This is a genomic window from Streptosporangium oxazolinicum (assembly GCF_039537505.1).
GTDB lineage: Bacteria > Actinomycetota > Actinomycetes > Streptosporangiales > Streptosporangiaceae > Streptosporangium > Streptosporangium oxazolinicum.
The window spans coordinates 655,090-681,162 of the sequence record NZ_BAABAQ010000001.1 but is presented as its reverse complement, the minus strand read 5'-3'; the positions used below and the strand labels follow the sequence as shown (position 1 = coordinate 681,162).

The window sequence follows — 26,073 nt, the reverse complement described above, 5'->3', positions numbered from 1 at the left end:
CGCTCCGGCACGGCTCGGGAGAGCCGTGCCGGAGCCTCCCCAGAACCGGAGCCCCACCGGCCGGAGTCCCCCCAAAAAGGAGTCCATCCATGCACCCGGCACTAGCCCCAGCCCGTCTACGAAGCCGGTTACGCCCGCTGACCCTGGTAGCCGCCATAGTGGCGCTCCTGGGCACGTCCCTCGTCATTCAGACCACCCAGGCAAGCGCGACGTCGAAGGCTCAGGCAGGGGGTTCGTCCGCCGCGGTCGTACGGGTGGCGGAGTTCCTCGCCGACTGCCCGTTCAGCCACCGGCTGCCCGACGACCCGATCATCTTCCCGGGCATGCCCGGCGCGTCGCACATGCACAGCTTCTTCGGCAGCACCACCACCAACGCCAACACGACGCTGGCGTCCCTGCAGAACTCCCCCAGCAACTGCAACCCGCGCACCGACCTGTCGTCGTACTGGGTGCCGACCCTGTACAACGGCAACACCCCGGTGGAGCCGACCATCACCACGTTCTACTACCTGGGTGAGGGCGTGCGCTCCGACATCGTCGCGCGGACCCAGGCGCTCCCGCTGGGCCTGCGGATCGTCGCGGGCAACGCCAAGGCGACCACCCCCAACGACCCGACCAGCAACGCCCGCTGGTCGTGCCTGCACGCCGGTCACGTCCCGCCGTCCAAGGACTTCGTGACCTGCCCGGCGGGAACCATGATGGAGTCCTACCTGGACTTCCCGCAGTGCTGGGACGGCCGGAACCTGGACTCGGCCGACCACAAGAGCCACATGGCCTACCCGGTCAACCAGGCCTGCCCGGCCTCGCACCCGGTGCCGGTGCCGAAGCTGCGCCAGGTGCTGCGCTACCCGGTGAACGGGAACCCGGCCAACTTCCGGTTGGCGTCGGGCCGCGGATACACCATGCACGGCGACTTCTTCAACGCCTGGCCGGTGGCCGAGATGGAGCGTCGCGTGCGTGACTGCATCCGCCCGGTCATCAAGTGCGGCGCGGACGGTACCCCGTCCTGACGCCGGGGTGCCGGATTCGCATCCCGTCCTGACAGCGGTGTGCCGATACGGCATCTCGGTCTGACGGCACCGGTGCGAGAGCCGACTCCACATCGACTCCTCGCACCGACCCCCCGTGCCGTCCCCGGCGGCGGGACCCGGAACATCGGGTCCCGCCGTCACGGGCGTCTCGGAAAACGAGGCACGGGGTACGCCTACCGGCCCTCGCCCTCGCTCGCTCGGGCTATTCGGCCTGCTCGTCCTGCTCGTCCTGCTCGTCCTGCCCGTCCTGCTCGTCCTGCCCGTCCTGCTCGTCCTGCTCGGCGAGGGTGCCGCACCGGTAGCCCGCCTCCCGCTTGGGCTGGAGCTGGATGCTGCCGAGGTTCGTGGTCTCGATCGGGCGCCGGAAGGTCTCCAGCTTGTCGCAGTCGTAGAAGACGTACGTGCCCTCGCTCTCGCCGAGCAGCATCATCCACCGGCCCTCGTAGAGGGGCTTGTCGTCCTCGGCGTTCTTGATGACGGTCCACTGGTCCTGGAATCCGACGAAGGGGAGGAGATCGTTGGCCTGGCCCGTCTCCTGCACCTTGCCCGCTCCCGTCATCATCTGCAGGATCAGCAGGAACCCCAGGCCGATGCCCGTGAGAGCGCCGGTGAGCACCTTCATGCCGGCGCGGCCGACGGGCTTGCGGCGCAGCAGCCGGAACGGCACCAGGAACGTCAGCACGCCCAGTCCCACCGCCACGACGACCATGGCGGCGAGGTCGAGCCCGCCCAGCAGGTCCAGCAGGCCCCAGTAGGTCGCGCCGCACCACAGCGCGGCGATCAGGGCGGCCACCCAGGGCCGTCGCCGTATGGCCGCCGTGATCCTTCCGACCGCGCCGCGCGTCACCCTGTCGGCCAGCCAGCCGATCCCGACGACGAGGCCGAGAAGCGGCACGACGACCAGCAGGAGCAGGATCAGCGTCCCCATCAACCGGCCGAGCAGGACGGACTGGTCGATTCCCGCCTGTTGCGGGCTGATGTTAAACACCCCGTACATCTGCTCCACGCCGAGGTAGAGGACGGCGTAGAGCGCGACGCCGATCGGGACGACGACCGAGCCGATGCGCTCGATCATCGCCAGGACGCCGCTGTTGTTCCCCTCCTCCGTGGACTCCACGGACTCCACGGACTCCACAAGCTCTACGGGGGGTTCGGCCGGGGGTGCGGGGGGAAGATGTGTCCGCTGCCCTGAAATATCCTGATTTGTCACGATGGACGATGTTAAGTCATGTCAGTTGACACGGTGTTGACCAACCACAAACGTGTCAATTCGCCCCTCAGTCGGGTGGGAGCACAGGGACCGGCTCCGCTCCGAAGAGCCGCCACCGGGGCCGATCCGCCGCCCGGGGTCTCCCCGGATCACAAGGCCCCGCAGTCCGGAGTGTTCCCACTAACCCCCGTGATGTCCTCCTGATCTGTGAAAAGTAACTATAAGTTTTTGCTGCGCGACCCAAAGTGATGGGGCTAACCTGCCTACCGGCACAGGCTGACCGTGGCGAGGGCCGGGCGAGAGCCGCGGTGACACCACGTACGCGGCAGGGACAGCAGGGATGGCGAGAACGGTGAGGGCATGGTGACGGACGGCGCGGTGGCCATGGTCACCGGTGCGGCACAGGGCATCGGCGAGGCGGTGGCGCGAGCCCTGACTGCGACAGGCACGCGCGTCGCCGCCCTCGACGTGAACGCGGAGCGGGTCGAGCGGGTCGCCGCCGGGCTCGGCGCCGCGGTCGCCTACCCCTGCCAGATCACCGACAGCGCCGCCGTCGACGACGTGGTCGCGCGGGTCGAGGCCGATCTCGGCCCGATCGAGCTGCTCGTCAACGTCGCCGGAGTGCTCTGCTCAGGACCGGCCGTCGCCATCAGCGACGACGACTGGGCCCGCACCTTCGCCGTCAACACCGGCGGGGTCTTCCACCTGTCCCGCGCGGTCGCCCGCCGGATGATCCCCCGCAGATCCGGGGCGATCGTCACCGTGGGGTCCAACGCCGCGGGCGTGCCCCGGACGAACATGTCGGCCTACGCCGCCTCCAAGGCCGCCGCCGCGCAGTTCACCAAGTGTCTCGGCCTGGAGCTGGCGCCGTACGGCATCCGCTGCAACGTGGTGTCGCCCGGCTCCACCGACACCCCCATGCAGCGTGCCCTGTGGACCGGCGGCCACGACGCCCGGACGGCCATCGAGGGCTCACCGGCCAGTTTCCGGGTGGGCATCCCCCTCGGCAGGCTCGCCGATCCCGCCGACATCGCGGACGCCGTCCTCTTCCTGGCCTCCGACCGTGCCAGGCACATCACCATGCAGGACCTGTACGTCGACGGGGGCGCCACGCTCCGGTCGTAGTACGGCACCCCCTTGTTCCTGGACCCCTCCCGACAGGAGACCTCTTCACCATGTCGCCGAACGACGCCCTCACCATGTCTCGAATGCCCGACCTTCTGGGGGATTACGAGCCCGGCACCTTCTTCTTCTCCTCGCCGACCCGGACCCTGCTCGCCAGAGGGGTGGACCGGGAGGTTCCCGCTTCCGGGACGACGAGCCTGCGGGGCCGCGTCGCCTCGGCCCTGCGCGACGCGCGGGACTCCGGTCACCCCAACCCCGTCGTGGTGGGCGCGATCCCCTTCCGTGACGACCGTCCCGCGCGCCTGCTGGTACCCGCCGCCGTCTGCTGGACGAGCCCGCCGGCCGGTCTCTCCGCCGCCCCCGAACGGATCGCGGGGACGTTCACCGGATTCGGCCCGATCTCCGACCCCGGCGACTACGTACGCGGTGTGGAGAAGGCGCTGGCCAAGCTGACCACCGGGGAGCTCCAGAAGATCGTGCTGGCGCGCACCCTGGACATCACCATGGGCGCCCCCGTCGACGTCGGCCGCGTCCTGCGCAACCTCGTCCGGCGCGACCCGCAGGCCTACGGCTACGCGGTCGACCTGCCGTCGGGCGACGGCACGGCCCGCACCCTCCTGGGAGCGAGCCCCGAACTGCTCGTCTCCCGTTCCGGCCGCCGGATCACGACGAACCCGCTCGCGGGATCCGCGCCCCGCCACCCGGACCCCGTCGTCGACCGCGAACGGGCCCGCGCCCTGCTCGCCTCGGACAAGGACCTCCGCGAGCACGCCCTGGTGATCGAGAGCATCGTGGAGGCACTGCGCCCGTACTGCAGCAGGCTGTCCGTTCCCGCCGGTCCCTCGCCGCTGTCCACCGCCTCCATGTGGCACCTGTCGACCCGGATCACCGGCGTGCTGGACGACCCGGCGGTCACGTCGCTGGAGCTGGCCACCGTGCTGCACCCCACCCCCGCCGTCTGCGGTACGCCCGCGGGGGCCGCGCGCCGGGCGATCGAGGAGATCGAGTCGTTCGACCGAGGCCTGTACGCCGGCCTGGTCGGGTGGGGCGACGCGACGGGCGACGGCGAGTGGGTGGTGACCATCCGCTGCGCCGAGATCGCCGACCAGACCCTGAGGCTGTTCGCGGGCGCGGGGATCGTCGCGGGGTCGGTACCGGAGACCGAGCTCGCCGAGACCACCGCCAAGTTCCAGACCATGCTCCGCGCCGTCGGCCTGGACCAGGTCCGCTGACCCGCCGTCGCAGGAGAGATCCGCCACCGCAGGAAAGCAGGAAAGGAGACAGTGCCCGTGGCCCTTCCCCAGATCGCCCCTTACCCGCTGCCGGGAGAGGACGATCTTCCCGAGAACCGGGTGAGCTGGCGCCCTGAGCCGAGCCGCGCCATCCTGCTGGTCCACGACATGCAGAACTACTTCCTCGCCCCCTTCGCCGCCGGTGCCCCGCCGCTGACCGGGCTCATCGCCAACATCGGTCTCCTGCGCGACGCCTGCGCCGGGCTGGGGATCCCCGTCGTCTACTCGATGCAGCCCAGTGGCCAGAGCAGACACGAGCGCGGCCTGCTCCAGGACTTCTGGGGCTCGGGCATCCCCGGCCTCCGCGAGAGCGAGATCGTCGCGAGCCTCCTCCCCGCGGAGTCCGACATCCTGCTCACCAAGTGGCGCTACAGCGCCTTCCATCGGACCGACCTGCGCGCCCGGATGGAGGCCATGGGGCGCGACCAGATCATCGTCTGTGGTGTGTACGCGCACATCGGCTGCCTCATGACCGCCTGCGACGCCTTCATGCAGGACCTCCAGCCGTTCCTCGTCGCCGACGCCGTCGCCGACTTCTCCCCGGAACACCACACCATGGCCCTCACGTACGCCGCGCAGCGCTGCGCGGTCACGGTCGCCACCCGGGGGCTGCTGCGCGGGTGGGAGTCGTCCGTGTCGCCGCCCGTCGAGACGGCTGAGACGCCCGCCGGGACGGTCGGCGGTGGAGGCGGGTAGCCGAGCCCGGTTCGCGAGGCTGTTTTGAATACTATCGGGGGGTATTCTTTGGTAGGGGAGGCCGAGCGGAGGGGGAGAGATGCACGGATACACCGCCAGCAAGCAGGACCATCTGCGGCGGCTGCGCCGGATCGAGGGACAGGTGCGGGGCCTGCAGCGGATGGTCGAGGAGGACAAGTACTGCATCGACATCCTCACCCAGGTGTCGGCGGCCAACCGGGCGCTGCAGTCCTTCGCGCTGTCCCTGCTGGAGGAGCACCTGGCGCACTGCGTGGCCGAGGCCACCGCCAAGGGTGGCGCCGAGGCCGAGGAGAAGGTGAGGGAGGCGTCCGACGCCATCGCCCGCCTCGTCCGTTCCTGAACGTGTCGCGACGGGCGTCGCCGTCACCGGCCCCGTCGCGCACGCTCACACGCCGATCTTCTCCGCCAGGGTGCGCTGGAAGTGGGCGCAGCCGGTGAAGTCCTCGTGGTCGCAGCTCAGCGCACATTCGATCATGTGGAGCGACGACCGCGCCTGGGCGACGCGTCGGGTCAGGTCCGCGTGCCTGCGGCGCAGGATGTCGCGCCGCGCCTCCGGGTCGCCGGTGGCGATCATCTCCCGGATGTCGGCGAGGGAGAACCCGGCCTCCTTGGCGCGCAGGATCACCGCGACACGATAGAGATGGTCACGGTCGTAGCGGCGACGGTCGGCCCTGACGCGGGCGGGGGTCAGAAGTCCCATGGACTCCCAGTGCCGCAGGACATGGGTGGGCAGGCCGAATCGCCGGGCGATCTCGCCGATGCTCATCATCGCGTCATCGTCGCTTGACTTCATGTCGGCATTAAGTCGCATCCTCGATGACATGTCCAATGACACCGTCACAGACCACGCAGACCATCTGGAGCGGGCAACACCGGAAGGCGACCCCGTCACCGAGCTGTTCCGGATGCTCGACGCGCTCGACGCCCTCCCCGACTCCGTCCGGCTGCGCGCCCGCTCCTACGACCTGCTCCACCTCGCGCCCGGGGCCCCCGTGGTCGACGTCGGCTGCGGGACCGGCCTGGCCGTCGCGGAGCTGACCCGGCGCGGCGCGCGGGCGACCGGTGTCGACCTCAGCGAGCCGATGGTCGCCGAGGGGCGCCGGCGCGAGCCCGGCGCGGATCTCCGCGTCGGTGACGCCCGCGAGCTGCCGTTCCAGGACGGGGAACTGGCCGGGTATCGCGCCGAGAAGCTCTACCACGAGTTCGACGACCCCGCCGGGGCGCTCGGCGAGGCGCGACGGGTGCTCGCCGCGGATGGGCGCGTCGTCCTGATCGGGCAGGACTGGGACACCTTCGTCGTCGACTCCGACACCCCGGCCCTCACCCGGACCATCGTGCACGCCCGCGCCGACCTCATCCCCGCGCCCCGCGCCGCCCGCGCCTATCGCGCCCTCCTGCTGGACGCCGGATTCGACGACGTCACCGTGGAGGTCCACACCGGTGTCCTCGACGGCCCGCCGGCGCTGCCCATGCTCGTGAGGACCGCCGGTGCCGCCCGTGCCGCGGGTGCCGTCACCGGGGACGACGCCGATAGGTGGATGGCGGAGCAGGCCGAACGCGCGCGTACCGGACGGCTCTTCCTGGCCGTGCCGCTGTTCGTCGCGGCCGCGCGCCGCTCCTGACGACCGGCGGGGATGCCGCGGGGGTGCGGGTCCGCCTCACCTCGGTGAGGCGGACCCGTCCCCGCCGACCGTCAGGACCGGACCGGCCGGGAGTGCCTCATGCCGTCGCCGGAGCGGCCTCCGGTGACGTCGCGAGGCGTCCCGATCGGTCCAGGGCGGCGACGGCCGCGGCGCAGCCGAGGCCGATCAGGGCCAGGGCGAGCCACGGCAGGCTCGGCAGGCCGGTCCGCGCACCCAGATCCAGGGCCCACCCGGTGAGGAGGTTGCCCGCGGCGACGCCGACCCCGGCCAGGGTGCTGTAGAGCCCGTAGTACGTGCCCACCATGTGCCGGCCGCCGAAGGTGGCGATGGTCGCCATCTCGAACGGATAGATGATCATGGTGGCCAGGCTGAGCAGCACCGCCGTCCCCAGAACGGGGACCAGCGCGAGCACCCCGGCGGCGCCGCCGGACGGCACGGCGACGGTGCCCGCCCAGGGGGCGGCCAGGGCCAGGGGGGCGAAGGCGAGCCCCATCAGGACCAGGCCCCACGCGATGGCCCGCGGCGGTCGCCACCGCCGGGTCGCCCACGCCGTCAGGCGGGCCTGCCCGGCGAGGGTCATCACCGCCGAGACGGCGAACACGAGGGTGATCCCCAGCTCGCCACCCGTCACCCGGCGGATCTCCAGCGGCAGCCCCAGGTAGACCTGGAAGTTCAGCACGTAGGAACCGATCATGGCCAGTGAGAACAGCAGGAACGGCCGGTCGCCGACCACCCCGCGCCAGGCCGGCAGCACACCCCGCCCGTCCCCGTCCTCCCGGGCGGCCCCCGAGGGCAGGGCTCGCGTCTGGGCGACCGTCAGGACCGCGAACATCACCCCCGCGACCAGGCAGACGAGCCTGAAGGCCACCGCGTTGAGCAGCAGGCCGATGAGCGGCCCGATCAGGATGCCGGCCTGGGAGAAGGCGTTGAACGCGGCGAACGCCTCGACCTTCCGCGCCCCGGCCTCGCGGGCGAGGTAGGCCCGTACGGCGGGATTGAACAGCGCGCCGGCGAACCCGGTCAGCGCCGAGGCGATCACCAGCACGGGCAGGGAGTCGGCCACGGCGAGCAGCAGGAACGCGACCGTACGCAGCCCGCAGCCCGCGACGATCATGGGTTTGTGGCCGAGCCTGTCGGCGAGGGTGCCGCCGACCAGGAACATGCCCTGCTGGCTGAGGTTGCGGATGCCCAGGACCAGGCCGACCAGCGCGGCCGGCAGCGCCAGCGTTCCCGACAGGTGACCGGCCAGATAGGGCATCAGCATGTAGAAGCCGGTGTTGATGGTGAGCTGGTTGACCAGCAGCAGCTTCACCGGCCGGTCGAAGGAGCGGGCCAGGGCCAGGGTGCTCCTCACCGCGGGACGCCTTCCCCGGTCGTCTCCCCGGCGGCGGTGACCTCGGCGCGGGCGCCATCCCCCGTGAAGCCGTCTCCCGGGAAGGTGGCCGGGTCGAGCACGGTCGCGCATCGCGTCCAGCGCGCCAGCTCGCGCTCGGCCGGATGGGCGACCTCGTCGGGGTCCGTCGCCGGAGGCGCGCCGAGCAGGCCGCGTTCCGCGCAGTAGTCGTCGTTGAAAACGGTGTCGAAGTAGCGGTGCGGGCCGTCGGGGAAGATCGCCGCTATCCGGGTGTGCCCGGGCAGCTCGCGGGCCAGCCAGGACGCCACCAGGGCCACCGCGCCGACACTCCAGCCGCCGGTGGCGTACCGCAGCGCGGCCAGGCGCCGGCAGGCCCAGACCGCCTCCGCGGGCGCGACCCAGTGGACCTCCCCGAAGGCCTCGTACGCCACGTTGCGCGGGTAGATGCTGCTGCCCAGGCCGCGCATGAGCCGCGAGCGCGCGGGCTGGCCGAAGATGGTCGAGCCGATCGTGTCGACGCCGACGAGCCGCAGGTCGGGGTAGAAGCGCCGGAGCACGCGATGGACGCCGGCGCTGTGGCCGCCGGTGCCCACGCTGCACACCAGGACGTCGATCCGCCCGAGCTGCCCGGCCAGTTCCACGGCCAGTCCCGCGTAGGCGGCGACGTTGTCGGGGTTGTTGTACTGGTCGGGGCAGTAGGCGTCCGGGTGCTCGCCGAGCAGTTCCCGCACGCGCAGGCGGCGGGCCTGCTGCCAGCCACCCACCGGGTGCGGTTCGGTGACGAGGACGACGCGGGCCCCGTAGGCCGACAGCAGCCGGCGCATCAGCGGTTCCATGCCCGGGTCGGTCACCAGCGTCACCGGGTGGCCGTGGACGACGCCGGCCAGCGCCAGGCCCAGCCCGAAGGTCCCGCTGGTGGACTCCACGATGGGCGCTCCCGGCCGCAGCAGGCCGCGCTCGCGCGCCCGCTCGATGATGTGGAGCGCGGAGCGGTCCTTGATCCCGCCGGGATTGCCGCCCTCCAGCTTCGCCCAGAACCCGTGCCCCAGCCCCGAGGCGATCTCGGGAACCCAGAGCACCGGCGTGTTGCCGACCATGTGCTCGGGAGTGTGGCAGGTGGCCCCGGTGATCAGCCGGCTGAGCGAGACGGTGTCGATCTGCGGTGAATTAAGTGTGTATGTCATGATCCGTTTCCCCTGAATGCGATGTGATCAACTCGCTTCTGGGCACGCGTCAGCGACGGCTCGTACCGCTCGTGAGGAGCTCGCGAGGAGCCTCGCGATGAGCTCTGAGGAGCGCGGAGTCGTTGAAGAGCGGGCCCGCGGGGCGGGCTTATATACGGGAAACGGATTTGAGAAGGAGTAACGCCGCCCCGGGGGGCGGGCGGACCGGTCGCGCGCGATGCCGCGCGGGCGGCGGTGCGGGCGCCGAGGCGTCCTCGGCGGCCACCGGGTCACCGATGACCGGGCCGGTCGGCACCGGCGCGCGCGCCCCGGTGATCTGCACCCCGGCCGCCGCGCCGCACAGGTGGTGATCCTCCTCGGCAGGCGGCGGCGCCGGGCACGGTACGTGGTCCGTGGGCACCTCGGCGCCGATCAGGGTGAGGCGCCCCACGTCGGCGGCGATCACGCCGCTGTCCGGGATGGCCGGTGGCAGGTGGCCGGGCGCGTGAAGGTGTCCCCGATGCGCGGGGACCACGACGCACAGCGCCAGGTGCATCAACACGACGGCACCGAGCACGGCCAGCCCTAGCGCGAAGGCGACGCCTCCGTGCTGAGCGACTCGCCGCATCGACACGATCATGACCACAAACGTACATTACCGTCTGTCGTCACTCGACTCCGGGGGGTTACTTTATGCCACTAAAGAGCGCTAGATGGGCAGTTATGAGGTTGAAGGAGCCGGTGATGCCGGTATGGAGCTACCCCGTTGGGCCCGCCTCGTGGGCGTCGTGGTGGTCGGGATCGACGGCGAGCACGACGTGGACGAGGTCCTCGATGGCGTGCGCGAGGCGCTGGTCGGACAGTTCGTACCGGGTCTGGCGTCCCTCGGGCACCGCGACCACCAGACCGCAGCCGCGCAGGCACGACAGGTGGTTGGACACGTTCTGGCGCGTCAGCCCGAGGTCCTCGGCCAGTCGCGCCGGGTAGGTGGGTCCCTGGAGGAGGGCGATGAGCATCCGGCAGCGGTTGGGGTCGGCCAGTGCCCTTCCAAGGCGGGCCATCGCGTCAAGACGCGTCGCGGCGGTGAGCATGGTTATCACAATACATCAGTTGCTGTATATACAGTGGTTGCTGTATAAACACTGAGGACTGTATCGACGAACGACGGAGATGGAGCGTCATGGGGCACGGACACGGGCACGGGCACACGAAGCCGACGGCGGCGGCGGCACACAGCGGGCGCCTGGTCGTCGTGCTGCTGCTGACCCTCGCCGTGCTCGTCGTCGAGGTCGTCGGCGCGACGCTGTCGGGCAGCCTGGCGCTGCTCGCCGACGCCGGGCACATGGCCGCCGACGCCGCGGGCATCGCGCTGGCGCTGTTCGCCGTCTGGATGGCCGGCAAGCCCGCCAGTGCCCGGCGGACCTTCGGCTACCAGCGGGCGGAGATCCTCGCCGCCGCGATCAACGCGGTCGTCCTCCTCGCCCTGAGCCTCTACATCCTGTACGAGGCCGTCCGGCGCTTCGTCGATCCCGAGCCGGTCGGCGGAACGGTGATGCTCGTGGCGGCCGGGGTCGGCCTGGCCGCCAACGCGGTCGGGTTGTGGCTGCTGCGCCCCGGCCAGGCGGAGAGCCTCAACCTGCGGGGCGCCTACCTGGAGGTCCTCGGCGACCTGCTGGCCTCGGTCGCGGTGATCGTCGCCGCGGTCGTCATCGCGTTCACCGGCTGGACGACGGCGGACCCGATCGTCTCCGTCGTCATCGCCCTGCTGATCGTGCCGCGCAGTTGGAGCCTGCTGCGCGAGGCCGTGGACATCCTGCTCGAAGCCGTTCCCCGGGGCGTCGACCTGGAGGAGGTCCGCAGGCACCTGATGGAGACGCCGGGCGTCATCGACGTCCACGACCTGCACGCCTGGACCATCACCTCGGGGCTCCCGGTCATGTCCGCCCACGTCGTGATGGCGGACGGCGTCCTGGTGGACGGCTCCTTCGGCCCGGTGCTGGACCGGTTGCACGAGTGCCTGGCCGGTCACTTCGACGTCGAGCACTCCACGCTGCAACTGGAACCCGCGGGCCACGCCGACCACGAGGGCGCCCGGCACCGCTGAGGTGGCGTGCCGCGCACGGGCGATGCCACCGGTACGGACCGGGGCGCCGCGTGGGGTGTAGACGGGACGGGCGAGATGAGGGCATGCTGTGGCGTGCTTTTGCGGCAGTTGGAGTATCTCGTCGCGCTGGCCCGCGAGCGGCACTTCGCTCGGGCGGCCGCCGCCTGCCACGTCTCGCAGCCGTCCCTGTCGGCGGCGATCCGGAAACTGGAGCGCGAGCTGGACGTCCCCATCGTGCGCCGGGGCCGCCGGTTCGCCGGGCTCACCCCCGAGGGGGAGCGCGTGCTGCTGTGGGCGCACCGGATCCTCGCCGAACGCGACGCGCTGCTCGACGATCTCTCGACGATGCGGGGCAGCCTGTCGGGCACGCTGCGGATGGGAGCCATCCCCACCGCGCTGACCGTCGCGCCGCTGCTGACCACGCCGTTCTGCGAACGCCACCCCCACGTCCGGGTGTCGCTGGAATCGCTGTCGTCGCACGAGATCACCCGGAGGCTGGCCGAGTTCGATCTCGACATCGCCATGACCTACCTGGACGGCGACTCCCTGGGAAACGTGCGGACGGCGCCGCTGTACGAGGAGCGCTACCTGCTGCTCACCCCGGACGACGGCGAGCTGGCCGGCCGCGCCGTGGTGCGCTGGGCCGAGGTGGCGACGCTCGCGCTGTGCCTGCTGACGCCGCAGATGCAGAACCGGCGCATCCTGGACGAGATCTTCGCCGAGGCCGGCGCCGTCGTCGTACCGGCGATCGAGACCGACACCGTCTCTGCGCTGTACGCCCACGTCGCCACCCACCGCTGGTCCAGCGTGATCGCGCACACCTGGCTGCACATGTTCGGGGTGCCCGAGGGGATGCGGGTGATCCGGCTGGAGCACCCGTCCCGGGCACCCCGGGTCGGCCTGGTCATCGCCGACCGCACCCCCGAACCCGTGCTGGCGCGCGCCCTCCTGGACGCCGCCCGCGGCGTCGACATGCGTGCCGTCCTGGACGGGCTGCTGCACGGCTACCTGTCCGGCCCGCCCGCGCGAAAGAACGACACATAGATATCATCTATCTATACATAGGAATTTTCATTTTGACGTTTTATGGCAATGGCGAGGAAGGTGAAAAGTAGCTGCACGAAATCCGTATGTAAAAAGACGAGGAGTAGATGTCATGGCGAAGGTGCTGTGCGTCCTGTACGACGACCCGGAGAACGGCTACCCGACCTCCTACGCCCGCGACGACCTTCCGCACATCGCGCACTACCCCGGCGGCCAGACCCTGCCCACTCCCCAGGGGACCGACTTCACCCCCGGGCACCTGCTCGGCAGCGTCTCCGGAGAGCTGGGCCTGCGCGCCTTCCTGGAGAGCCGAGGCCACACCCTGGTCGTCACCTCCGACAAGGACGGGGAGAACTCCGCGTTCGACCGCGAGCTCCCCGACGCCGACGTGGTCATCTCCCAGCCGTTCTGGCCCGCGTACCTCACCCCCGAGCGGCTCGCCAGGGCGGCCAACCTGAAGCTGGCCATCACGGCGGGCATCGGCTCCGACCACGTCGACCTGGACTCGGCCATCGAGCACGACGTCACCGTGGCCGAGGTCACCTTCTGCAACAGCATCAGCGTCGCCGAGCACGTCGCGATGATGATCCTGTCCCTGGTCCGCAACTACCTGCCCTCCAACCAGCGGGTCCTCGACGGGGGCTGGAACATCGCCGACTGCGTGGCCCGCTCCTACGACCTGGAGGGCATGCACGTCGGTACCGTCGCCGCCGGGCGCATCGGCTTGGCCGTGCTGCGCCGCCTCAAGCCCTTCGACGTGCACCTGCACTACACCGACCGCCACCGCCTGCCGGCCGAGGTCGAAGAGGAACTCGGGCTCACCTTCCACCCCACCACCGCCGACATGGTCCCCGCCTGCGACGTGGTGACCGTCAACGCCCCCCTGCACCCCGAGACCGAGGGGATGTTCAACGACGAACTGCTCGCCACCATGAAGCGCGGCGCCTACCTGATCAACACCGCCCGCGCCAAGATCTGCGACCGCGACGCCATCGTCCGCGCCCTGGAGAGCGGGCAGCTGGCCGGGTACGCGGGTGATGTCTGGTACCCCCAGCCCGCCCCCGCCGACCACCCCTGGCGCACCATGCCCCACCACGGCATGACCCCGCACATCTCCGGATCCTCCCTCTCCGCCCAGGCCCGCTACGCCGCGGGAACCCGGGAGATCCTGGAGTCGTGGCTGGACGGCACCCCCATTCGCCCCGAATATCTCATCGTCCAGGGCGGAAAGCTCGCCGGAACCGGCGCTCACTCCTATTCCGTGGCCAAGGACCGCAAATAGGCGGCATTCTGACCGGCCCGTCGACTCGCGACGGTGAGAAAACCCTCTCCGCGGACGGGACCTGATCCCTCCGGGCCACCGGGCGGCGGATCCACGTCGCCCGGTCGTCGCCCCGGGTGGCGCGCCCGCGTGCGACGGCCCGGAGGATCTCGTCGCGGTGCCCGGCGGGTCCCGCCGACGTCCGTGCCGGTCCGGAGCCGCCGGGAGAGGACCCGCGCTCGCGACGCCGGGCGTACGGGGTGCCGGGCGGGGGATCTGTGGGCAAGGCGGGCTCGGGTCACCGGCTCGGGTCACCGGGAGGAAACGCGAGGGGGGACCTTCACGACGGTGACCCGCCGGTGGATGATGTCGTGCTGCACGGTCGTGTCCACCGGCCGTGGAGACGAATGGATCAGGCATGGATCTGCTGCCCTTCACCGCGACGTACGCGGCCACGGTCGCGGGCTGGCCCGCCTCGCCGCTGGAGGTCGCGATGTGGTGCGGACGGCACGAGTTCCCCCTGCCGGCGCGGGTCGTCGCCGACTGGCAGCGTGGAGAGGACGTTCGCTCCCACCTGCTCCTCGCGGAGGAGGGCCCGCTCGGCTACGGGGAGCTGTGGGTCGACACCGAGGAGGACGAGATCGAACTCGCCCGGATCATCGTGGCCCCCGGTGCCCGAGGCAGGGGAATCGGGCGGGAACTGGTGCGAGGACTGGCCGCGCTGGCGCGGGAAGCGGGCTACGCGAACGTCTTCATGCGCGTGCACCCGGACAACGACCGAGCCCTGCGGTGCTACCGGGGAGCCGGTTTCCTGCTGGTCGACGCCCACCTGGCGGCGGAGTGGAACGTCGCCCAGCCGGTCGACTACGTCTGGCTGCGGCACGCCGGCCCCGGGGAACCCGCGCCCGGGGAGGGCTGATCCCGGGCCGCCGGGCAGCGATTCACCGGCCGGTCACGGCAGGGGCGATTCATGCCCTCGGTCTCGCAGGGCCGCACGGGCTGAGCCGGGCGGACGCGACAGGGGAAAACCAACGAATTCCATCGAATCGCCGTTCGCCAGCCAGGGTCGGCCAGGGCCGGTCTCGGCCCGATCGCGGCCACAAAGCAAAAAGCCTGGTCACCATTTCCGGTGACCAGGCTTTCACTTCGGGACATTCAACGTCGGGGTGACAGGATTTGAACCTGCGGCCTCTTCGTCCCGAACGAAGCGCGCTACCAAGCTGCGCCACACCCCGGTCGCACGTCCGGTCTTGCTCGTGCTTGGGAAAGTCTAGCGGACTTCGTGGGTGCTTGCGTCGCCCCGGCGGCGGGGCATCAGGGTCAGAAGGCTGGCCTCGGGGTAGCAGGCGAAACGGGCCGGGGCGTAGGGGCTGGTGCCGAGACCGGCGGAGACGTGGAGGTAGGCGGAGTCGTGGCGGCTCATGCCCTTGACGCGGGCCCGGTCGATGCCGCAGTTGGTGACCAGGGCGCCGTAGAAGGGCACGCAGAGCTGGCCACCGTGGGTGTGCCCGGCGAGCAGCAGCTGGTAGCCGTCGGCGGCGAAGCGGGTCAGGTTGCGGGGCTCCGGCGAGTGCATCACGCCCAGGCGAAGATCGGCCGCGGCGGGGGCGGGACCGGCGATCAGGTCGTAGCGGTCGAGGTTGATGTGGGAGTCGTGGATGCCGCCCACGGCCACGTCGAGATCGCCGACCTTGAGGCGGGCAGTGGTGTTGTTCACGTCGAGCCAGCCCTCGGCGGCCATGGCGGCGCCCAGCTCCTCCCAGGGAAGGTTGGGGATCTTCTGGCCGTAGTCGGTCTTGGATGTGCGCCAGAGGTAGCGTACGGGGTTCTTCGGCCGAGGCTCGTACATGTCGTTGGAGCCGTAGACGAACAGGCCCGGCCGGGACAGCAGGGGCTCCAGGGCGTGCAGGAGGGGCGCGATCGCGTCGGGGTGCGCGATGGAGTCGCCGGTGTTGACCACCAGGTCGGGGTTGAGGGCCCCCAGCGAGCGCACCCAGTCGATGAGCATCCGCCTGCCGGGGGTGAGGTGCAGGTCGGACAGGTGGAGGATGCGCACCGGCCGCTGCCCCGGCTCCAGAACGGGCACGTCGAAGCGGCGCAGCCGGAACGCGTTGCGCTCGACGATCGAGGCGTACGCGAGGCCGGACAGGCCGACACCGAGCAGGGACAGGGGCACCGCGGCTGCTTTCCTCACCTTCTCATCATGCCCGAGATCGGGCCCTCGAACGGAAACTCGGGATACAGCTGGGCTGGTGAGGCGGCAAGATGGACGTCATGAGCGCATTGAAGGACAAGCTGAAGGCCGATCTCACGGCCTCCATGAAGAGCAGGGACGAGATCCGCACCCGCACGATTCGCATGGCCCTCGCGGCCGTGAACGTCGAGGAGGTCTCGGGCAAGACGGCACGCGAGCTCAGTGACGACGAGATCGTCAAGGTGCTGGCCAAGGAGGCCAAGAAGCGCCGCGAGGCCGCCGAGGCGTTCAGCGGGGCCGGCCGGGTGGAGCAGGCTCAGGCGGAGGTCGACGAGCAGGCCGTGCTGGAGGCGTACCTGCCCGCGCAGCTGTCCGACGAGGAGCTCGCCGGGCTCGTGGACGAGGCCATCGCCGAGAGCGGTGCCACCGGGCCGCAGGCCATGGGCCAGGTCATGAAGATCGTGAACCCGAAGGTCGCCGGCCGCGCCGAGGGCGGTCGCGTCGCACAGGCCGTACGGGCCCGCCTGGCGTCATCCTGATCCGGCCGACCTGACCGATCCGGCCAGCAGAGCTGATCCGCCCAACCGGGCTGATCCGGCTGGCTGAGCTGATCCGCCGGATCCGGCCGACCTGGCCGATCCGGGTAGCCCGGGAACGAGCGTAAGGCCGCGTCGGCGCTACCGGCCCGCCTCGTTGAGACGGCGAGGTCCCGGTAAGGGGCCCGTACGGCGAGAGCCCTCCTCCACGGGACCTTCGAGGGGTCCGGTGGAGGAGGGCTCCGGTGTTTTCGGGCCCCGGCGCCGCTAGGGGACGGCGGGGGCGATCGGGGCGCCGCCGAACGGGCCGATCGGGGCGCCGTCGTTGACCTCCTGGCCGCCGCCGTCCTGCCTGAACGGGTTGTCGCCGTTGTCGCCGTTGTCGCCCCGGCCGTCACGGGGGCCGTCGCCATCGCGCTCCGGCGGGGGCTTGGGCGCGCACCGGCCGCCGGAGCAGCCGCCGAAGCGCCCCATGTTCACCGGGGTGAAGGAGGTCGCCTCGACGCCCTTGAGCGCGTCGATCATGGAGTCCTTCCAGATCCGCCCGGAGATCTCGGCGCCGTACACGTAGCTGTAGTAGCGCCCGCCGATGGTCACGCCGGTCAGGTCGTACTTGAAGGCGCCGCGCGGGTCGCCGATGCTGACCGCGGAGGCGAGGTCGGGGGTGAACCCGGCGAACCAGGCGGCGGTGTAGGCGTCGGTGGTGCCGGTCTTGCCCGCCGCCGGGCGGCCGATGCCGCCGACCCCGGACATCGTGCCCTTGGTGAAGACCCCGGACATGATGTGGGTGGCCGCGTCGGCGACCTCCTCGTCCAGGACCTGCTTGCACTTCGGCTTGTACGAGGTCTTCTTGCCCGCACGGTCGGTGCTCTCGGTGATCACCATCGGACTGCAGTAGGTGCCGCGGGCGGCGATCGTCGCGTAGGCGCCGGAGACCGTCACCGGGTCCATCTCGTTGATCCCGAGCGTGAAGGTCTCGAACTCGCCGAGCGCCTTGCCGTCGGCGCGCTTGATGCCCAGGCTCTTGGCCATCTTGACCGTCTCGCAGAGGCCGACCTCCTGCTGCAGGCGCATGAAGAAGGTGTTGACCGAGCCCAGGGTGCCGGTGGTGAGGGTCTTGAAGCCGCCGCCGCCTTCGCTGGAGTTGGCGACCGGGTGCTTGGGGTCGCCGACCCCGTTGCCCTTGCAGTCGCGGAACGAGCCGATGCTGGGCGCGTGGTAGACGGAACCGGTGGTGAAGCCGTCGTTCAGCTTCATGCCCTGGTCCAGGGCGGTCAGCAAAGTGAAGGGCTTGAACGTGGAGCCCGCCTGGAAGCCCGCTCCGCCGCCGTGGGCCTTGTCGCCGACGAGGTTGTAGCTGATCTCGTTCTTCTTCTTGTTCCTGCCGAACTTGCGGCTGGCGGCCATCGCCTTGACGGCTCCGGTGCCGGGGACGATCATCGCCTGCGACGCGACCGGCTTGTCACTGGTCTTGACGTAGTCCTTGATCGCCCGCTCCGCGGCCTTCTGCGCCTTCGTGTCGAGCGTCGTCTTGATGACCAGGCCGCCTCGCTGCAGCAGCCTCTCGCGCTGCTTGCGGGTCTTGCCGAAGTCCTCGTTCGTCGCGATCTCCTGCCGGACGTAGAGGCAGAAGTACGGGTAGGGGCTCTCCTCGCAGCCGCCGGGGGCCTCGATGTTCTTGAAGCCGAGCTTCTTCTTCCTGGCCTCCTCGGCCTCCTGCGGCGTGATCTTGCCGAGCTCGGCCATCCGGCTCAGCACGATGTTGCGCCGCTCCAGCAGCCGGTCGCGGGAGGCCTTGCCCGCGCTGGGGTCGGTCACGCTCGGGTTCTGCACGGCCCCGGCGAGGGTGGCCGCCTCCCACAGGGACAGCTTCGAGGCCGGCTTGTTGAAGAAACGCTTGGACGCGGCCTGGATGCCGTAGGCGCCCGCGCCGTAGTAGGAGATGTTCAGATAGCGCTCGAGGATCTCCGACTTGGTGTACTTCTCCTCGACGGCCAGCGCGTAGCGCAGCTCGTTCAGCTTCCTGGAGAGCGTGGGGGCGATCGCGGCGTCCTGCTCCTCCTTGGTCTCCGCGGCGTTGACCAGCACGAGCTTGACGTACTGCTGCGTGATGGAGGAGCCGCCCTGGACGACCCCGCCGCCCGAGACGTTCTTCACGGCCGCGCGGAAGGTGCCCTCGATGTCGATGGCCCCGTGCTCGTAGAACCGGAAGTCCTCGATCGCCACGATCGCCGTCTTCATGACGTCGGCGACCTCGTCCAGCTTCACCGACTCGCGGTTCTCGAAGTAGAACTGGGCGAACTGCTTGCCGTCGGCGTCGAGCAGGGTGGTCTTCTCGGCGAGGGGGGGCTCCTTGAGCTCCTCGGGGAGAAGGCGCAGCTCGTCGGCCGCCGCGTTCACCGTCATCCCCGCGCCGCCCACTGCCGGAAGGGCCACGGCGGCGACGAGCACACCCGTGACAGCCGCCGCGCCGATCAGCTTCAGCACATTACCGATAGCGCCGATGACAGACCCCTGGTCTTTGCCTTGAGCTTGCACGAGTCCCAGGGTACGTCGGGCGGATGACGCAAACGGTAACGGATCGCCATCTTCGCTTGGGTTTGTCCTGTATCTCAGGCAGGTGACTAGTCATTCCCGGCCAGATGGCCGTGGATGACCATGTGAGAATTTGGTCCCGCCGGGGTCTGTCGGCCCGAACGTCTGGTTGCGTACGTTCTCTTTCTGCAGCAATTGAATACCGAGGCCCGACGCCCGCGCCCGTCGGCCCAAGTCACGACTGACCACCTAAAGGGGAGTGGGGTCGAATGTGGATCACGGATTGGACCTCCCGTGCGGCCTGTAAGGGTGCGGATCCTGACGCTTTGTTCGTTCAGGGTGCTGCCCAGAACCGAGCGAAGCTGATCTGCCGAGGATGCCCGGTCCGGACCGAGTGCCTCGCCGATGCGTTGGACAATCGCATCGAGTTCGGGGTGTGGGGCGGGATGACCGAGCGCGAACGCCGGGCGCTGTTGCGTCGGCGACCGGATGTCGACTCCTGGCGGGACCTGCTGGAGTTGGCCAAAGAAGAATACGAGCGGACTAATGAGCTGATCGCCGGCTGAGTTCGCGCCGATCCATCCCGTACGGCTGGCGCCGGGCGCCAGCCGTACACGCATGTCACGGGTAGGTGTGACGGGCGGGGAACGCGTGCCGCCACGCGCGTTCCCGTTCCCGGTCTCGCCCGGTCTTCCAGCAGACGACGTCTTCCGGTGGAAGGTGTCTTCCGGCGGGCGGCGTCTTCTAGCGGGCGGCCAGGAGGTCGCCCACCTCGCGCAGTCCCTCCAGGTCGTGCACGTCCTGCGACATGGCGGGGACCCGCGCGACGGGCACCGTGGGATGGGCGGAGATGAAGTGCTCCTCCTCGCGTTGCTCGCGGGCGGCCAGTTGCATCCGCCCGGCGTGCAACCGCAGCACGGCGGAGGTGAGCTCGTGCTCGCCGCGCGACTCCAGGTCCTCCGCGGCGGCGGTGCTCCGCGCCCCGGACAGCATGGACGCGGGCGAGCGGTGCACCCGGTTGACCACGAGACCCGCCAGGGGCATGCGCTCCTCGGCGAGCCTCTCCACGAAGTAGGACGCCTCGCGCATCGCGTCGCGCTCGGGCGAGGCCACGACGACGAACGCCGTCCCCGGGGCCTGCAGGAGCCGGTAGGTCTGCTCCGCCCGCGCCCTGAAGCCGCCGAAGACGGCGTCCAGCGCGGACACGAACGTCTGCAGGTCCTTGAGCACCTGCGCGCCCAGCAGCTTGGTCAGCGCCCCGGCGACGATGCCGAAGCCCGCGTTGAACAGCTTGAACGCGCCGCGTCCCCCGGCCTTGGCGGGAAGCATGAGCACCCGGATGAGCTTGCCGTCGAGGAAGCGGCCGAGCCGCTCGGGAGCGTCGAGGAAGTCGAGCGCGGAGCGGGACGGCGGGGTGTCGACGACGATCAGATCCCAGTCGTCCGACCGCCTGAGCTGGCCAAGCTTCTCCATCGCCATGTACTCCTGCGTGCCGGAGAAGCTGGACGACAGGGACTGGTAGAAGGGGTTCGTCAGGATCTGACGGGCTCGCTCGGGGTCGGCGTGCGCCTCGATGATCTCGTCGAAGGTCCGCTTCATGTCGAGCATCATGGCGTGCAGGCGGCCCTCCCCCTCGACGCCCATGACGGGCCTGGGGGTGTTGTCGAGTTCGGTGAGCCCCATCGACTGCGCCAGCCGTCGCGCGGGGTCGACCGTGAGCACCACGGCGGAACGGCCGCGCTCGGCCGCGCGCAGCCCCAGTGCCGCGGCGGTGGTGGTCTTCCCGACACCGCCGGAGCCGCAGCAGACGACGATCCGGGTGCCCGGGTCGTCGATGATCGCGTCGAGGTCGAGGAACGGAGGCTTCTTCACGCTGCTCCCTGGGTGCGGATCGATTCCGCCAGCTCGTACAGCCCCGACAGGTCCACCCCGTCAGCCAGCAGCGGCAGGTCGTAGCGGGGTCGGGCGGCCTTGTCCAGCGCCAGCCCCTCGTCCCGTTCCAGCTCGGTGCGGCGGGCGTGCTCGGCGATCTCCTCGGTCAGGGCCTCGGCCACGGCGACCGCGGCGGAGCCGCCGTCGGTGAGCCCGGCGGCCTTGAGACCGAGCACCAGCTCGGTCGGGTCGAACCTGTCCTCGGCGGCGGCGTCCAGGACGGAAGCGGGGAGCAGCGACTCGCGGATCATGTTGACGAAGATCCCACCGGGCGGGAGCCCTGCGGCGCGGAGCTCACGCAGGCCGTCCAGGGTCTCCTGGACCGGCATCTCCTCCAGGAGCGTGACGAAGTGCACGGCGGTCTCGGGGGAGGACACGACGCCGTTCACCAGGTCGGCGTGGTTCTTGATCGGGCCGACCCTGGCCAGCCCCGCGACCTCGCTGGTGACGTTGAGAAAGCGCGCGATCCTGCCCGTCGGCGGCGCGTCCAGCACGACCGCGTCGTAGGTTCTCCTGCCGTCCTTGCCCTTGCGCCGGACGGCCTCGCTCGTCTTGCCGGTGACCAGCACGTCGCGGAAGCCGGGGGCGATGGTGGTGGCGAAGTCGACGATGCCGATCTTGCTGAGCGCCCTGCCCGCCCTGCGCATGCCGTAGAACATCTCAAGATATTCGAGCATGGCCTCCTCGGCGTCGATGGCCAGCGCGTAGACGTCCCCGCCGCCGGGCGCGACAGCGATCTTGCGCTCCTCGTACGGCAGCGGTGGCAGGTCGAATACCCGGGAGATCCCCTGGCGGCCCTCGACCTCGACCAGCAGGACCTTTCTGCCACCCGCCGCGAGGGCGAGCGCGAGTGCGGCGGCCACCGTGGTTTTGCCGGTGCCGCCCTTGCCGGTGACGACGTGAAGGCGTACGCCGTCCCAATCGGTGTCGCGAGCTCTCACCCTTCGAAGGCTACCCAACCGGTACTTGACAACTCCTCGGCGCCTTCCCCGGAGACCGCGCTCCGGCACCGCTCCCCGGTGGGCGGGGGGTGGGCGCGCCCGGTCACGGGCGCCCGTCCGGGACGCCTCCAGCGGCCGTCTCCGCCGCCGTTTTCCCTGTTCGCCAGGGGCTTTCGGGCCGTACGCGCCCGGGTGGGGGCCGCCGGGGGCCCGGCGCGCGGCCCGGTGAACCGTGCGCGACCGTCTTGCTAACCGGTCGGATGCGGAAAGTAAATATGCAGATTCTCACAGAGAACCGTCCGGATCACCGGTTCGGTTCCGGTGGCGGGGGGCGGGGGACCCACGCCGGTACCCGTTCCGGAGCCGGGCATGAGCAGGGCCGGGTGTCCGAGGGGTCGCGGTGGGGCGGAGGGGGCAGGGTGGGCCTCTTGCCGGGGGCGGTCTCGCTAATGTGTCCCGCATGACGAAATGGGAGTACTCGACGGTGCCGCTGCTGGTCCACGCGACGAAGCAGATTCTCGACAACTGGGGTCAGGACGGCTGGGAGCTCGTCCAGGTCGTGCCGGGTCCCAACCCCGAGCAGCTGGTCGCCTACCTGAAGCGGCCCAGGCAGTGACGGCCGGGGCGACGGCCGAGGAGAAGCTGGCGGAACTCGGCCTGACCCTGCCGGAGGTGGTGCCGCCGCTGGCGGCGTACGTCCCGGCGGTGCGTTCCGGCGATCACGTCTACACCTCGGGGCAGCTCCCGATCGTGGACGGCAAGCTGGTGACCGCGGGGAAGGTCGGCGCCGAGGTGGACGTCGAGGACGCCTACGAGCTCGCGAGGGTGTGCGCGCTCAACGCCCTCGCCGCGGTCGCGTCGGCGGCCGGAGGACTGTCGAACATCGTCCGGATCGTCAAGGTGGTCGGTTTCGTGGCCAGCGCCCCCGGCTTCACCGGCCAGCCGCAGGTCGTCAACGGCGCCAGCGACCTGCTCGCCGCGGTGCTCGGCGACGCGGGCAGGCACGCCCGCAGCGCGGTCGGTGTCGCGGTCCTTCCGCTGGACGCGCCGGTCGAGGTCGAGGTGGTCGCCGAGGTTCGCTGAGGTCGCCGGGGCGCCCCGGGCTTGGGAAGACCCCGGTAGCCCCGGAGCCCCGGCGGTTCAGTGAGGCCCGGTGAGGCCCGGTGAGGCCCGGTGAGGCCCGGTGATGGCGGGTGTGGCGCTCGGGGCGGGTGAGGTTCGCCGGGGCCGCACAGGTGCCGTGGGGGCTCCCCGGGGGCCATGCGAGCGCGTCGCCCAGCCACGTCGCCCGGCCACGTCGCGCTACGAGGCGCCGCCACGGGGTCTGCGGTCGTACGGGTGCGGTACGAGGCGGGGTCGTGATCGCCGGGAGCGGATCCGTGATTGTCCGGGGCGGGACCGTGCCACATGATGGACCTGAAACCGAGCGGTGTTCTGGTGGAGGGTCTCAATGGGCGGTATTCCGCTTTCCGGTGAGCTGGGCGAGCGTGCGCGCGACATCCTGGCCGGGCGGATCGCCCCCGTCCCGGCCCGGGACGCCGCCACCGTGGTCGTCCTCCGCGAGGACGCCGGAGGGCTGGAGGTCTACCTGCTGCGGCGCAAGGCGAGCATGGCCTTCGCCGCCGGGGCCTACGTCTTCCCCGGCGGGTCGGTCGACCCGCGCGACACCGACCAGGTGATCACCTGGGCCGGTCCCTCGCCCGCCGCCTGGGGCGAGATCTTCCGCGCGGACGAGCGGACCGCCCGGGGCCTGGTGTGCGCCGCCGTACGGGAGACGTTCGAGGAGTCGGGGGTGTTGCTGGCCGGGCCGTCCGAGGGGTCCGTCGTGTCCGACACCACCGGCGAGGACTGGGAGGCCGACCGGCTCGCCCTGATCGGCAAGACCCTGTCCTTCGCGGACTTCCTCGGCAGGCGCGGCCTGGTCCTCCGCTCCGACCTGCTGCGTCCCTGGGCGCACTGGATCACCCCCGAGGTCGAGACCAGGCGCTTCGACACCCGGTTCTTCGTCGCGGCGCTCCCGCCGGGTCAGCTCACCCGCGACGTCGGCGGCGAGGCCGACCAGGTCGCCTGGGTACGGCCCGCCGACGCGCTCGACCAGGGCGGGGCGGGCCGGATCTTCCTGATGCCCCCGACGCACCGCACGCTCACCGAGCTGAGCGCCTACGGGAAGGTGCCCGAGGTGCTCGCGACCGAGCGTGAGATCGTGACCTTCATGCCGAGGATCGCCGAGATGGACGGGGAGATGCGCATCGTGCTCGACGACGACTACCGGTTCGGCGCGCGGTGAGCGGGCTGCGGATCCCCCTTTCCGGACCCGACGGGGCCGGTACGGACCACGCGTTCAACCTCCTCGCCCCCAACCCCTCCGAGATGACCCTGGACGGTACGAACACGTGGGTCATCGGCCCCACGGAGTCCGGGGAGCTCGGGGAGGAGGTGATCGTCGTCGACCCGGGACCGGACGACCACGAGCACCTCGCGCGGGTCGCCGGGCACCTGGCGGGCCGCAGGGTCGCCGCCATCCTGCTCACCCACGGTCACCACGACCACAGCGGCGGTGCCGCGACGTTCGCCGGGCTGGTCGGCGCGCCCGTCAGGGCCCTGGACCCGGCGCACCGGCTGGGCGAGGAGGGGCTCGGCGACGGCGACGTGGTCACGGCCGGGGACCTGGAGGTGCACGTCGTGGGCACGCCCGGTCACTCGTTCGACTCGCTCTGCTTCTGGCTGCCGCGCGACAGGGCGATCCTCACCGGCGACACGGTGCTCGGCCGAGGTACCACCGTGATCGCCCCGGACGGCGACCTGGCCGACTATCTGCGTTCTCTCGACCGGCTCCGGGCGAGGGCCGAGGGGGTCGGGGCCGAGGCGCTGCTGCCCGGTCACGGCCCGGTGCTGCCCGACCCGATCGGCGCCCTCGACGGCTACATCGCGCACCGGCGGCGGAGACTGGACCAGATCCGGGAGGCGCGGCGGCGGGGGGCGACGACGCCCCCGGAGATCGTCGAGATCGTCTACGCGGACGTGGACAGGTCGCTCTGGCCCGCCGCCGAGATGTCGGTCCGCGCGCAACTCGCCTACCTCGACGGTTAGGTCCGGCTCCGAGGCCCGTTGGGCGCCTTGGGCACCCGCGACGGCGGCGGAGTGATCGTCGCCGGACCCGCCTCCGAGGCGGCCCGCTCCCCGGAGGGGCCGCTTCGGAACGGTCCTTTTCCGGGTGATTCGTCCTCCCGATCCGGAAGCTCTCCCGGGGGTCAGCGCGAGCGGTTGTGCAGCCGCTCCAGGTCCATGATGACCACGGCCTTGGCCTCGATGCGCAGCCAGCCTCGCTGGGCGAAGTCGGCCAGCGCCTTGTTCACGGTCTCCCGCGAGGCGCCGACCAGCTGGGCCAGCTCCTCCTGGGTGAGGTCGTGGTGGACCCGCACGCCGTCGTCGATCCGCTGGCCGAAGCGCTCGGCCAGGTCGAGCAGGGCCTTGGCCACCCGGCCCGGCACGTCGGTGAAGACCAGGTCGGCCAGCACGTCGTTCGTACGGCGAAGGCGCTGGGCCAGGGCCCGCAGCAGATGGAGGGCGACCTCGGGGCGGCCGGTCAGCCAGGGCCGCAGGTCGTCGTGTCCGAGCCCGGCCAGGAGGACGTCGGTCAGCGCGGTGGCCGACGCCGTACGGGGACGGGGGTCGAACAGGGACAGTTCGCCGAACATCTCGCTCGGGCCGAGCACGCTGAGCAGGTTCTCCCGGCCGTCTGGCGAGGTGCGGGAGAGCTTGATCTTGCCTTCGAGCACCACGTAGAGGCGGTCTCCGGTCTCGTTCTCGCTGAAGAGGGTCTGCCCCTTGGCCAGCTCCACCTCGGAGATGCTCGTGCGCAGCGCGGCGGCGCTCTCACGGTCGAGCGCGGCGAACAGAGGGGCCTTGCCCAGCACGTCATCGGAGTTCACAGTGCCTCCTGTTTCACGGCTCACGCAGTCATTGTGACCCATCCCACCGTGCCACTCTC

At 70.9% G+C, this 26,073-nt stretch carries 27 protein-coding genes and 1 tRNA gene; 16 read left to right on the top strand and 12 right to left on the bottom strand.

Translation table 11 applies throughout. The features are described 5' to 3' along the window. Positions 1-89: 89 nt before the first annotated feature. On the top strand, positions 90-1,010 hold the full coding sequence (locus ABD817_RS03240) for a DUF1996 domain-containing protein (protein ID WP_344914761.1): 921 nt from the start codon (positions 90-92) through the stop codon (positions 1,008-1,010). Positions 1,011-1,233: 223 nt separating this feature from the next. Here ABD817_RS03240 and ABD817_RS03235 read toward each other — a convergent pair whose 3' ends face one another. Further along, positions 1,234-2,148 (bottom strand): hypothetical protein, encoded by a 915-nt coding sequence (locus tag ABD817_RS03235; RefSeq protein ID WP_344914759.1) that lies wholly within the window; start codon positions 2,146-2,148, stop codon positions 1,234-1,236. A gap of 453 nt (positions 2,149-2,601) precedes the next feature. Here ABD817_RS03235 and ABD817_RS03230 point away from each other — a divergent pair, with 453 nt between their 5' ends. From ABD817_RS03230 to ABD817_RS03215, 4 genes are all read left to right on the top strand, one after another. Beyond that, positions 2,602-3,366: a 2,3-dihydro-2,3-dihydroxybenzoate dehydrogenase gene (locus ABD817_RS03230; protein ID WP_344914756.1), complete on the top strand. Its 765-nt coding sequence runs from the start codon at positions 2,602-2,604 to the stop codon at positions 3,364-3,366. Positions 3,367-3,449: 83 nt separating this feature from the next. Next, complete coding sequence (gene dhbC / locus ABD817_RS03225) at positions 3,450-4,598, top strand: isochorismate synthase DhbC (RefSeq protein ID WP_344914754.1); 1,149 nt, start codon at positions 3,450-3,452, stop codon at positions 4,596-4,598. Between the two features lie 57 nt (positions 4,599-4,655). Further along, on the top strand, positions 4,656-5,354 hold the full coding sequence (locus tag ABD817_RS03220) for an isochorismatase family protein (RefSeq protein ID WP_344914752.1): 699 nt from the start codon (positions 4,656-4,658) through the stop codon (positions 5,352-5,354). A 79-nt stretch (positions 5,355-5,433) separates the two neighbouring features. Next, positions 5,434-5,715, top strand: coding sequence for a metal-sensitive transcriptional regulator (locus tag ABD817_RS03215; RefSeq protein WP_329088848.1), 282 nt, complete (start codon positions 5,434-5,436; stop codon positions 5,713-5,715). 45 nt (positions 5,716-5,760) lie between these two features. On the opposite strand, the gene ABD817_RS03210 is transcribed toward ABD817_RS03215, so the two are convergent. Beyond that, positions 5,761-6,168: a MerR family transcriptional regulator gene (locus ABD817_RS03210; protein ID WP_344914749.1), complete on the bottom strand. Its 408-nt coding sequence runs from the start codon at positions 6,166-6,168 to the stop codon at positions 5,761-5,763. A 28-nt stretch (positions 6,169-6,196) separates the two neighbouring features. Here ABD817_RS03210 and ABD817_RS03205 point away from each other — a divergent pair, with 28 nt between their 5' ends. Further along, a complete protein-coding gene (locus tag ABD817_RS03205; protein ID WP_344914747.1) occupies positions 6,197-6,997 on the top strand; it encodes a methyltransferase domain-containing protein in 801 nt (266 codons plus the stop codon). A 97-nt stretch (positions 6,998-7,094) separates the two neighbouring features. Here ABD817_RS03205 and ABD817_RS03200 read toward each other — a convergent pair whose 3' ends face one another. The 4 genes from ABD817_RS03200 to cmtR all read right to left on the bottom strand — a co-directional run bounded on the left by ABD817_RS03200 (position 7,095) and on the right by cmtR (position 10,626). Next, on the bottom strand, positions 7,095-8,372 hold the full coding sequence (locus ABD817_RS03200) for an MFS transporter (protein WP_344914745.1): 1,278 nt from the start codon (positions 8,370-8,372) through the stop codon (positions 7,095-7,097). Continuing rightward, positions 8,369-9,556, bottom strand: a complete 1,188-nt coding sequence (locus ABD817_RS03195) for a PLP-dependent cysteine synthase family protein (protein ID WP_344914743.1) — start codon at positions 9,554-9,556, stop codon at positions 8,369-8,371. Before ABD817_RS03195 ends, ABD817_RS03200 begins: the two co-directional genes overlap by 4 nt. A gap of 148 nt (positions 9,557-9,704) precedes the next feature. Next, positions 9,705-10,163: a hypothetical protein gene (locus ABD817_RS03190; protein ID WP_344914741.1), complete on the bottom strand. Its 459-nt coding sequence runs from the start codon at positions 10,161-10,163 to the stop codon at positions 9,705-9,707. Positions 10,164-10,293: 130 nt separating this feature from the next. After that, entirely contained in the window at positions 10,294-10,626 is a 333-nt protein-coding gene (cmtR, locus tag ABD817_RS03185; protein WP_344914739.1) for a Cd(II)/Pb(II)-sensing metalloregulatory transcriptional regulator CmtR, read from the bottom strand. 89 nt (positions 10,627-10,715) lie between these two features. On the opposite strand from cmtR, the gene ABD817_RS03180 reads away from it, so the two are divergent. From ABD817_RS03180 to ABD817_RS03165, 4 genes are all read left to right on the top strand, one after another. Beyond that, the gene (locus tag ABD817_RS03180; protein WP_344914737.1) at positions 10,716-11,639 is read left to right on the top strand and encodes a cation diffusion facilitator family transporter; all 924 of its coding nucleotides are present in this window, start codon (positions 10,716-10,718) and stop codon (positions 11,637-11,639) included. Positions 11,640-11,732: 93 nt separating this feature from the next. Continuing rightward, positions 11,733-12,683, top strand: a complete 951-nt coding sequence (locus ABD817_RS03175; protein WP_344914735.1) for a LysR family transcriptional regulator — start codon at positions 11,733-11,735, stop codon at positions 12,681-12,683. Positions 12,684-12,795: 112 nt separating this feature from the next. Further along, positions 12,796-13,965, top strand: a complete 1,170-nt coding sequence (locus tag ABD817_RS03170) for an NAD-dependent formate dehydrogenase (protein WP_344914733.1) — start codon at positions 12,796-12,798, stop codon at positions 13,963-13,965. A 397-nt stretch (positions 13,966-14,362) separates the two neighbouring features. Then, positions 14,363-14,863 (top strand): GNAT family N-acetyltransferase, encoded by a 501-nt coding sequence (locus ABD817_RS03165; RefSeq protein WP_344914731.1) that lies wholly within the window; start codon positions 14,363-14,365, stop codon positions 14,861-14,863. 242 nt (positions 14,864-15,105) lie between these two features. On the opposite strand, the gene ABD817_RS03160 is transcribed toward ABD817_RS03165, so the two are convergent. Further along, a tRNA-Pro gene (locus ABD817_RS03160) sits at positions 15,106-15,179 on the bottom strand. Positions 15,180-15,214: 35 nt separating this feature from the next. Beyond that, the gene (locus tag ABD817_RS03155) at positions 15,215-16,138 is read right to left on the bottom strand and encodes a metallophosphoesterase (protein WP_344914729.1); all 924 of its coding nucleotides are present in this window, start codon (positions 16,136-16,138) and stop codon (positions 15,215-15,217) included. A gap of 80 nt (positions 16,139-16,218) precedes the next feature. On the opposite strand from ABD817_RS03155, the gene ABD817_RS03150 reads away from it, so the two are divergent. Beyond that, the gene (locus ABD817_RS03150) at positions 16,219-16,677 is read left to right on the top strand and encodes a GatB/YqeY domain-containing protein (protein WP_344914727.1); all 459 of its coding nucleotides are present in this window, start codon (positions 16,219-16,221) and stop codon (positions 16,675-16,677) included. Positions 16,678-16,941: 264 nt separating this feature from the next. Here the strand turns inward: ABD817_RS03150 and ABD817_RS03145 are convergent, their stop codons facing one another. After that, on the bottom strand, positions 16,942-19,161 hold the full coding sequence (locus ABD817_RS03145) for a transglycosylase domain-containing protein (RefSeq protein WP_344914725.1): 2,220 nt from the start codon (positions 19,159-19,161) through the stop codon (positions 16,942-16,944). Positions 19,162-19,478: 317 nt separating this feature from the next. Here ABD817_RS03145 and ABD817_RS03140 point away from each other — a divergent pair, with 317 nt between their 5' ends. Continuing rightward, on the top strand, positions 19,479-19,775 hold the full coding sequence (locus ABD817_RS03140; RefSeq protein ID WP_012887233.1) for a WhiB family transcriptional regulator: 297 nt from the start codon (positions 19,479-19,481) through the stop codon (positions 19,773-19,775). A 178-nt stretch (positions 19,776-19,953) separates the two neighbouring features. Here the strand turns inward: ABD817_RS03140 and bagB are convergent, their stop codons facing one another. After that, on the bottom strand, positions 19,954-21,081 hold the full coding sequence (gene bagB, locus ABD817_RS03135) for an ATPase BagB (RefSeq protein ID WP_344914723.1): 1,128 nt from the start codon (positions 21,079-21,081) through the stop codon (positions 19,954-19,956). Continuing rightward, complete coding sequence (gene bagA / locus ABD817_RS03130) at positions 21,078-22,082, bottom strand: ATPase BagA (protein ID WP_344914721.1); 1,005 nt, start codon at positions 22,080-22,082, stop codon at positions 21,078-21,080. Before bagA ends, bagB begins: the two co-directional genes overlap by 4 nt. 460 nt (positions 22,083-22,542) lie before the next feature. Between bagA and sp36 the strand changes: the two genes are divergently transcribed. The 4 genes from sp36 (at position 22,543) to ABD817_RS03110 (ending at position 25,172) form a co-directional block, all read left to right on the top strand. Further along, positions 22,543-22,698 (top strand): Sp36 family protein, encoded by a 156-nt coding sequence (gene sp36 / locus ABD817_RS03125; protein ID WP_344742745.1) that lies wholly within the window; start codon positions 22,543-22,545, stop codon positions 22,696-22,698. Next, the gene (locus ABD817_RS03120) at positions 22,695-23,165 is read left to right on the top strand and encodes a RidA family protein (RefSeq protein ID WP_344914719.1); all 471 of its coding nucleotides are present in this window, start codon (positions 22,695-22,697) and stop codon (positions 23,163-23,165) included. Before sp36 ends, ABD817_RS03120 begins: the two co-directional genes overlap by 4 nt. A gap of 367 nt (positions 23,166-23,532) precedes the next feature. Next, positions 23,533-24,369 carry an NUDIX hydrolase gene (locus ABD817_RS03115; RefSeq protein ID WP_344914717.1) on the top strand — a complete coding sequence of 279 codons (837 nt, stop codon included), beginning with the start codon at positions 23,533-23,535 and terminating at the stop codon, positions 24,367-24,369. Then, positions 24,366-25,172 (top strand): MBL fold metallo-hydrolase, encoded by an 807-nt coding sequence (locus ABD817_RS03110; protein ID WP_344914715.1) that lies wholly within the window; start codon positions 24,366-24,368, stop codon positions 25,170-25,172. Before ABD817_RS03115 ends, ABD817_RS03110 begins: the two co-directional genes overlap by 4 nt. 161 nt (positions 25,173-25,333) lie before the next feature. Here ABD817_RS03110 and ABD817_RS03105 read toward each other — a convergent pair whose 3' ends face one another. Then, positions 25,334-26,056: a Crp/Fnr family transcriptional regulator gene (locus ABD817_RS03105; protein ID WP_344914713.1), complete on the bottom strand. Its 723-nt coding sequence runs from the start codon at positions 26,054-26,056 to the stop codon at positions 25,334-25,336. Positions 26,057-26,073 lie beyond the last annotated feature (17 nt).

Coding starts and splice junctions, on each gene's coding strand:
- ABD817_RS03105 (WP_344914713.1), bottom strand. CDS start 26,056: ATGGGTCACAATGACTGCGTGAGCCGTGAAACAGGAGGCACTGTGAAC.
- ABD817_RS03170 (WP_344914733.1), top strand. CDS start 12,796: ATGGCGAAGGTGCTGTGCGTCCTGTACGACGACCCGGAGAACGGCTAC.
- ABD817_RS03165 (WP_344914731.1), top strand. CDS start 14,363: ATGGATCTGCTGCCCTTCACCGCGACGTACGCGGCCACGGTCGCGGGC.
- ABD817_RS03140 (WP_012887233.1), top strand. CDS start 19,479: ATGTGGATCACGGATTGGACCTCCCGTGCGGCCTGTAAGGGTGCGGAT.
- dhbC (WP_344914754.1), top strand. CDS start 3,450: ATGCCCGACCTTCTGGGGGATTACGAGCCCGGCACCTTCTTCTTCTCC.
- ABD817_RS03230 (WP_344914756.1), top strand. CDS start 2,602: ATGGTGACGGACGGCGCGGTGGCCATGGTCACCGGTGCGGCACAGGGC.
- ABD817_RS03240 (WP_344914761.1), top strand. CDS start 90: ATGCACCCGGCACTAGCCCCAGCCCGTCTACGAAGCCGGTTACGCCCG.
- ABD817_RS03215 (WP_329088848.1), top strand. CDS start 5,434: ATGCACGGATACACCGCCAGCAAGCAGGACCATCTGCGGCGGCTGCGC.
- ABD817_RS03180 (WP_344914737.1), top strand. CDS start 10,716: ATGGGGCACGGACACGGGCACGGGCACACGAAGCCGACGGCGGCGGCG.
- ABD817_RS03150 (WP_344914727.1), top strand. CDS start 16,219: ATGAGCGCATTGAAGGACAAGCTGAAGGCCGATCTCACGGCCTCCATG.
- ABD817_RS03205 (WP_344914747.1), top strand. CDS start 6,197: ATGTCCAATGACACCGTCACAGACCACGCAGACCATCTGGAGCGGGCA.
- ABD817_RS03190 (WP_344914741.1), bottom strand. CDS start 10,163: ATGCGGCGAGTCGCTCAGCACGGAGGCGTCGCCTTCGCGCTAGGGCTG.
- sp36 (WP_344742745.1), top strand. CDS start 22,543: ATGACGAAATGGGAGTACTCGACGGTGCCGCTGCTGGTCCACGCGACG.
- ABD817_RS03195 (WP_344914743.1), bottom strand. CDS start 9,556: ATGACATACACACTTAATTCACCGCAGATCGACACCGTCTCGCTCAGC.
- ABD817_RS03115 (WP_344914717.1), top strand. CDS start 23,533: ATGGGCGGTATTCCGCTTTCCGGTGAGCTGGGCGAGCGTGCGCGCGAC.
- ABD817_RS03210 (WP_344914749.1), bottom strand. CDS start 6,168: ATGAAGTCAAGCGACGATGACGCGATGATGAGCATCGGCGAGATCGCC.
- cmtR (WP_344914739.1), bottom strand. CDS start 10,626: ATGCTCACCGCCGCGACGCGTCTTGACGCGATGGCCCGCCTTGGAAGG.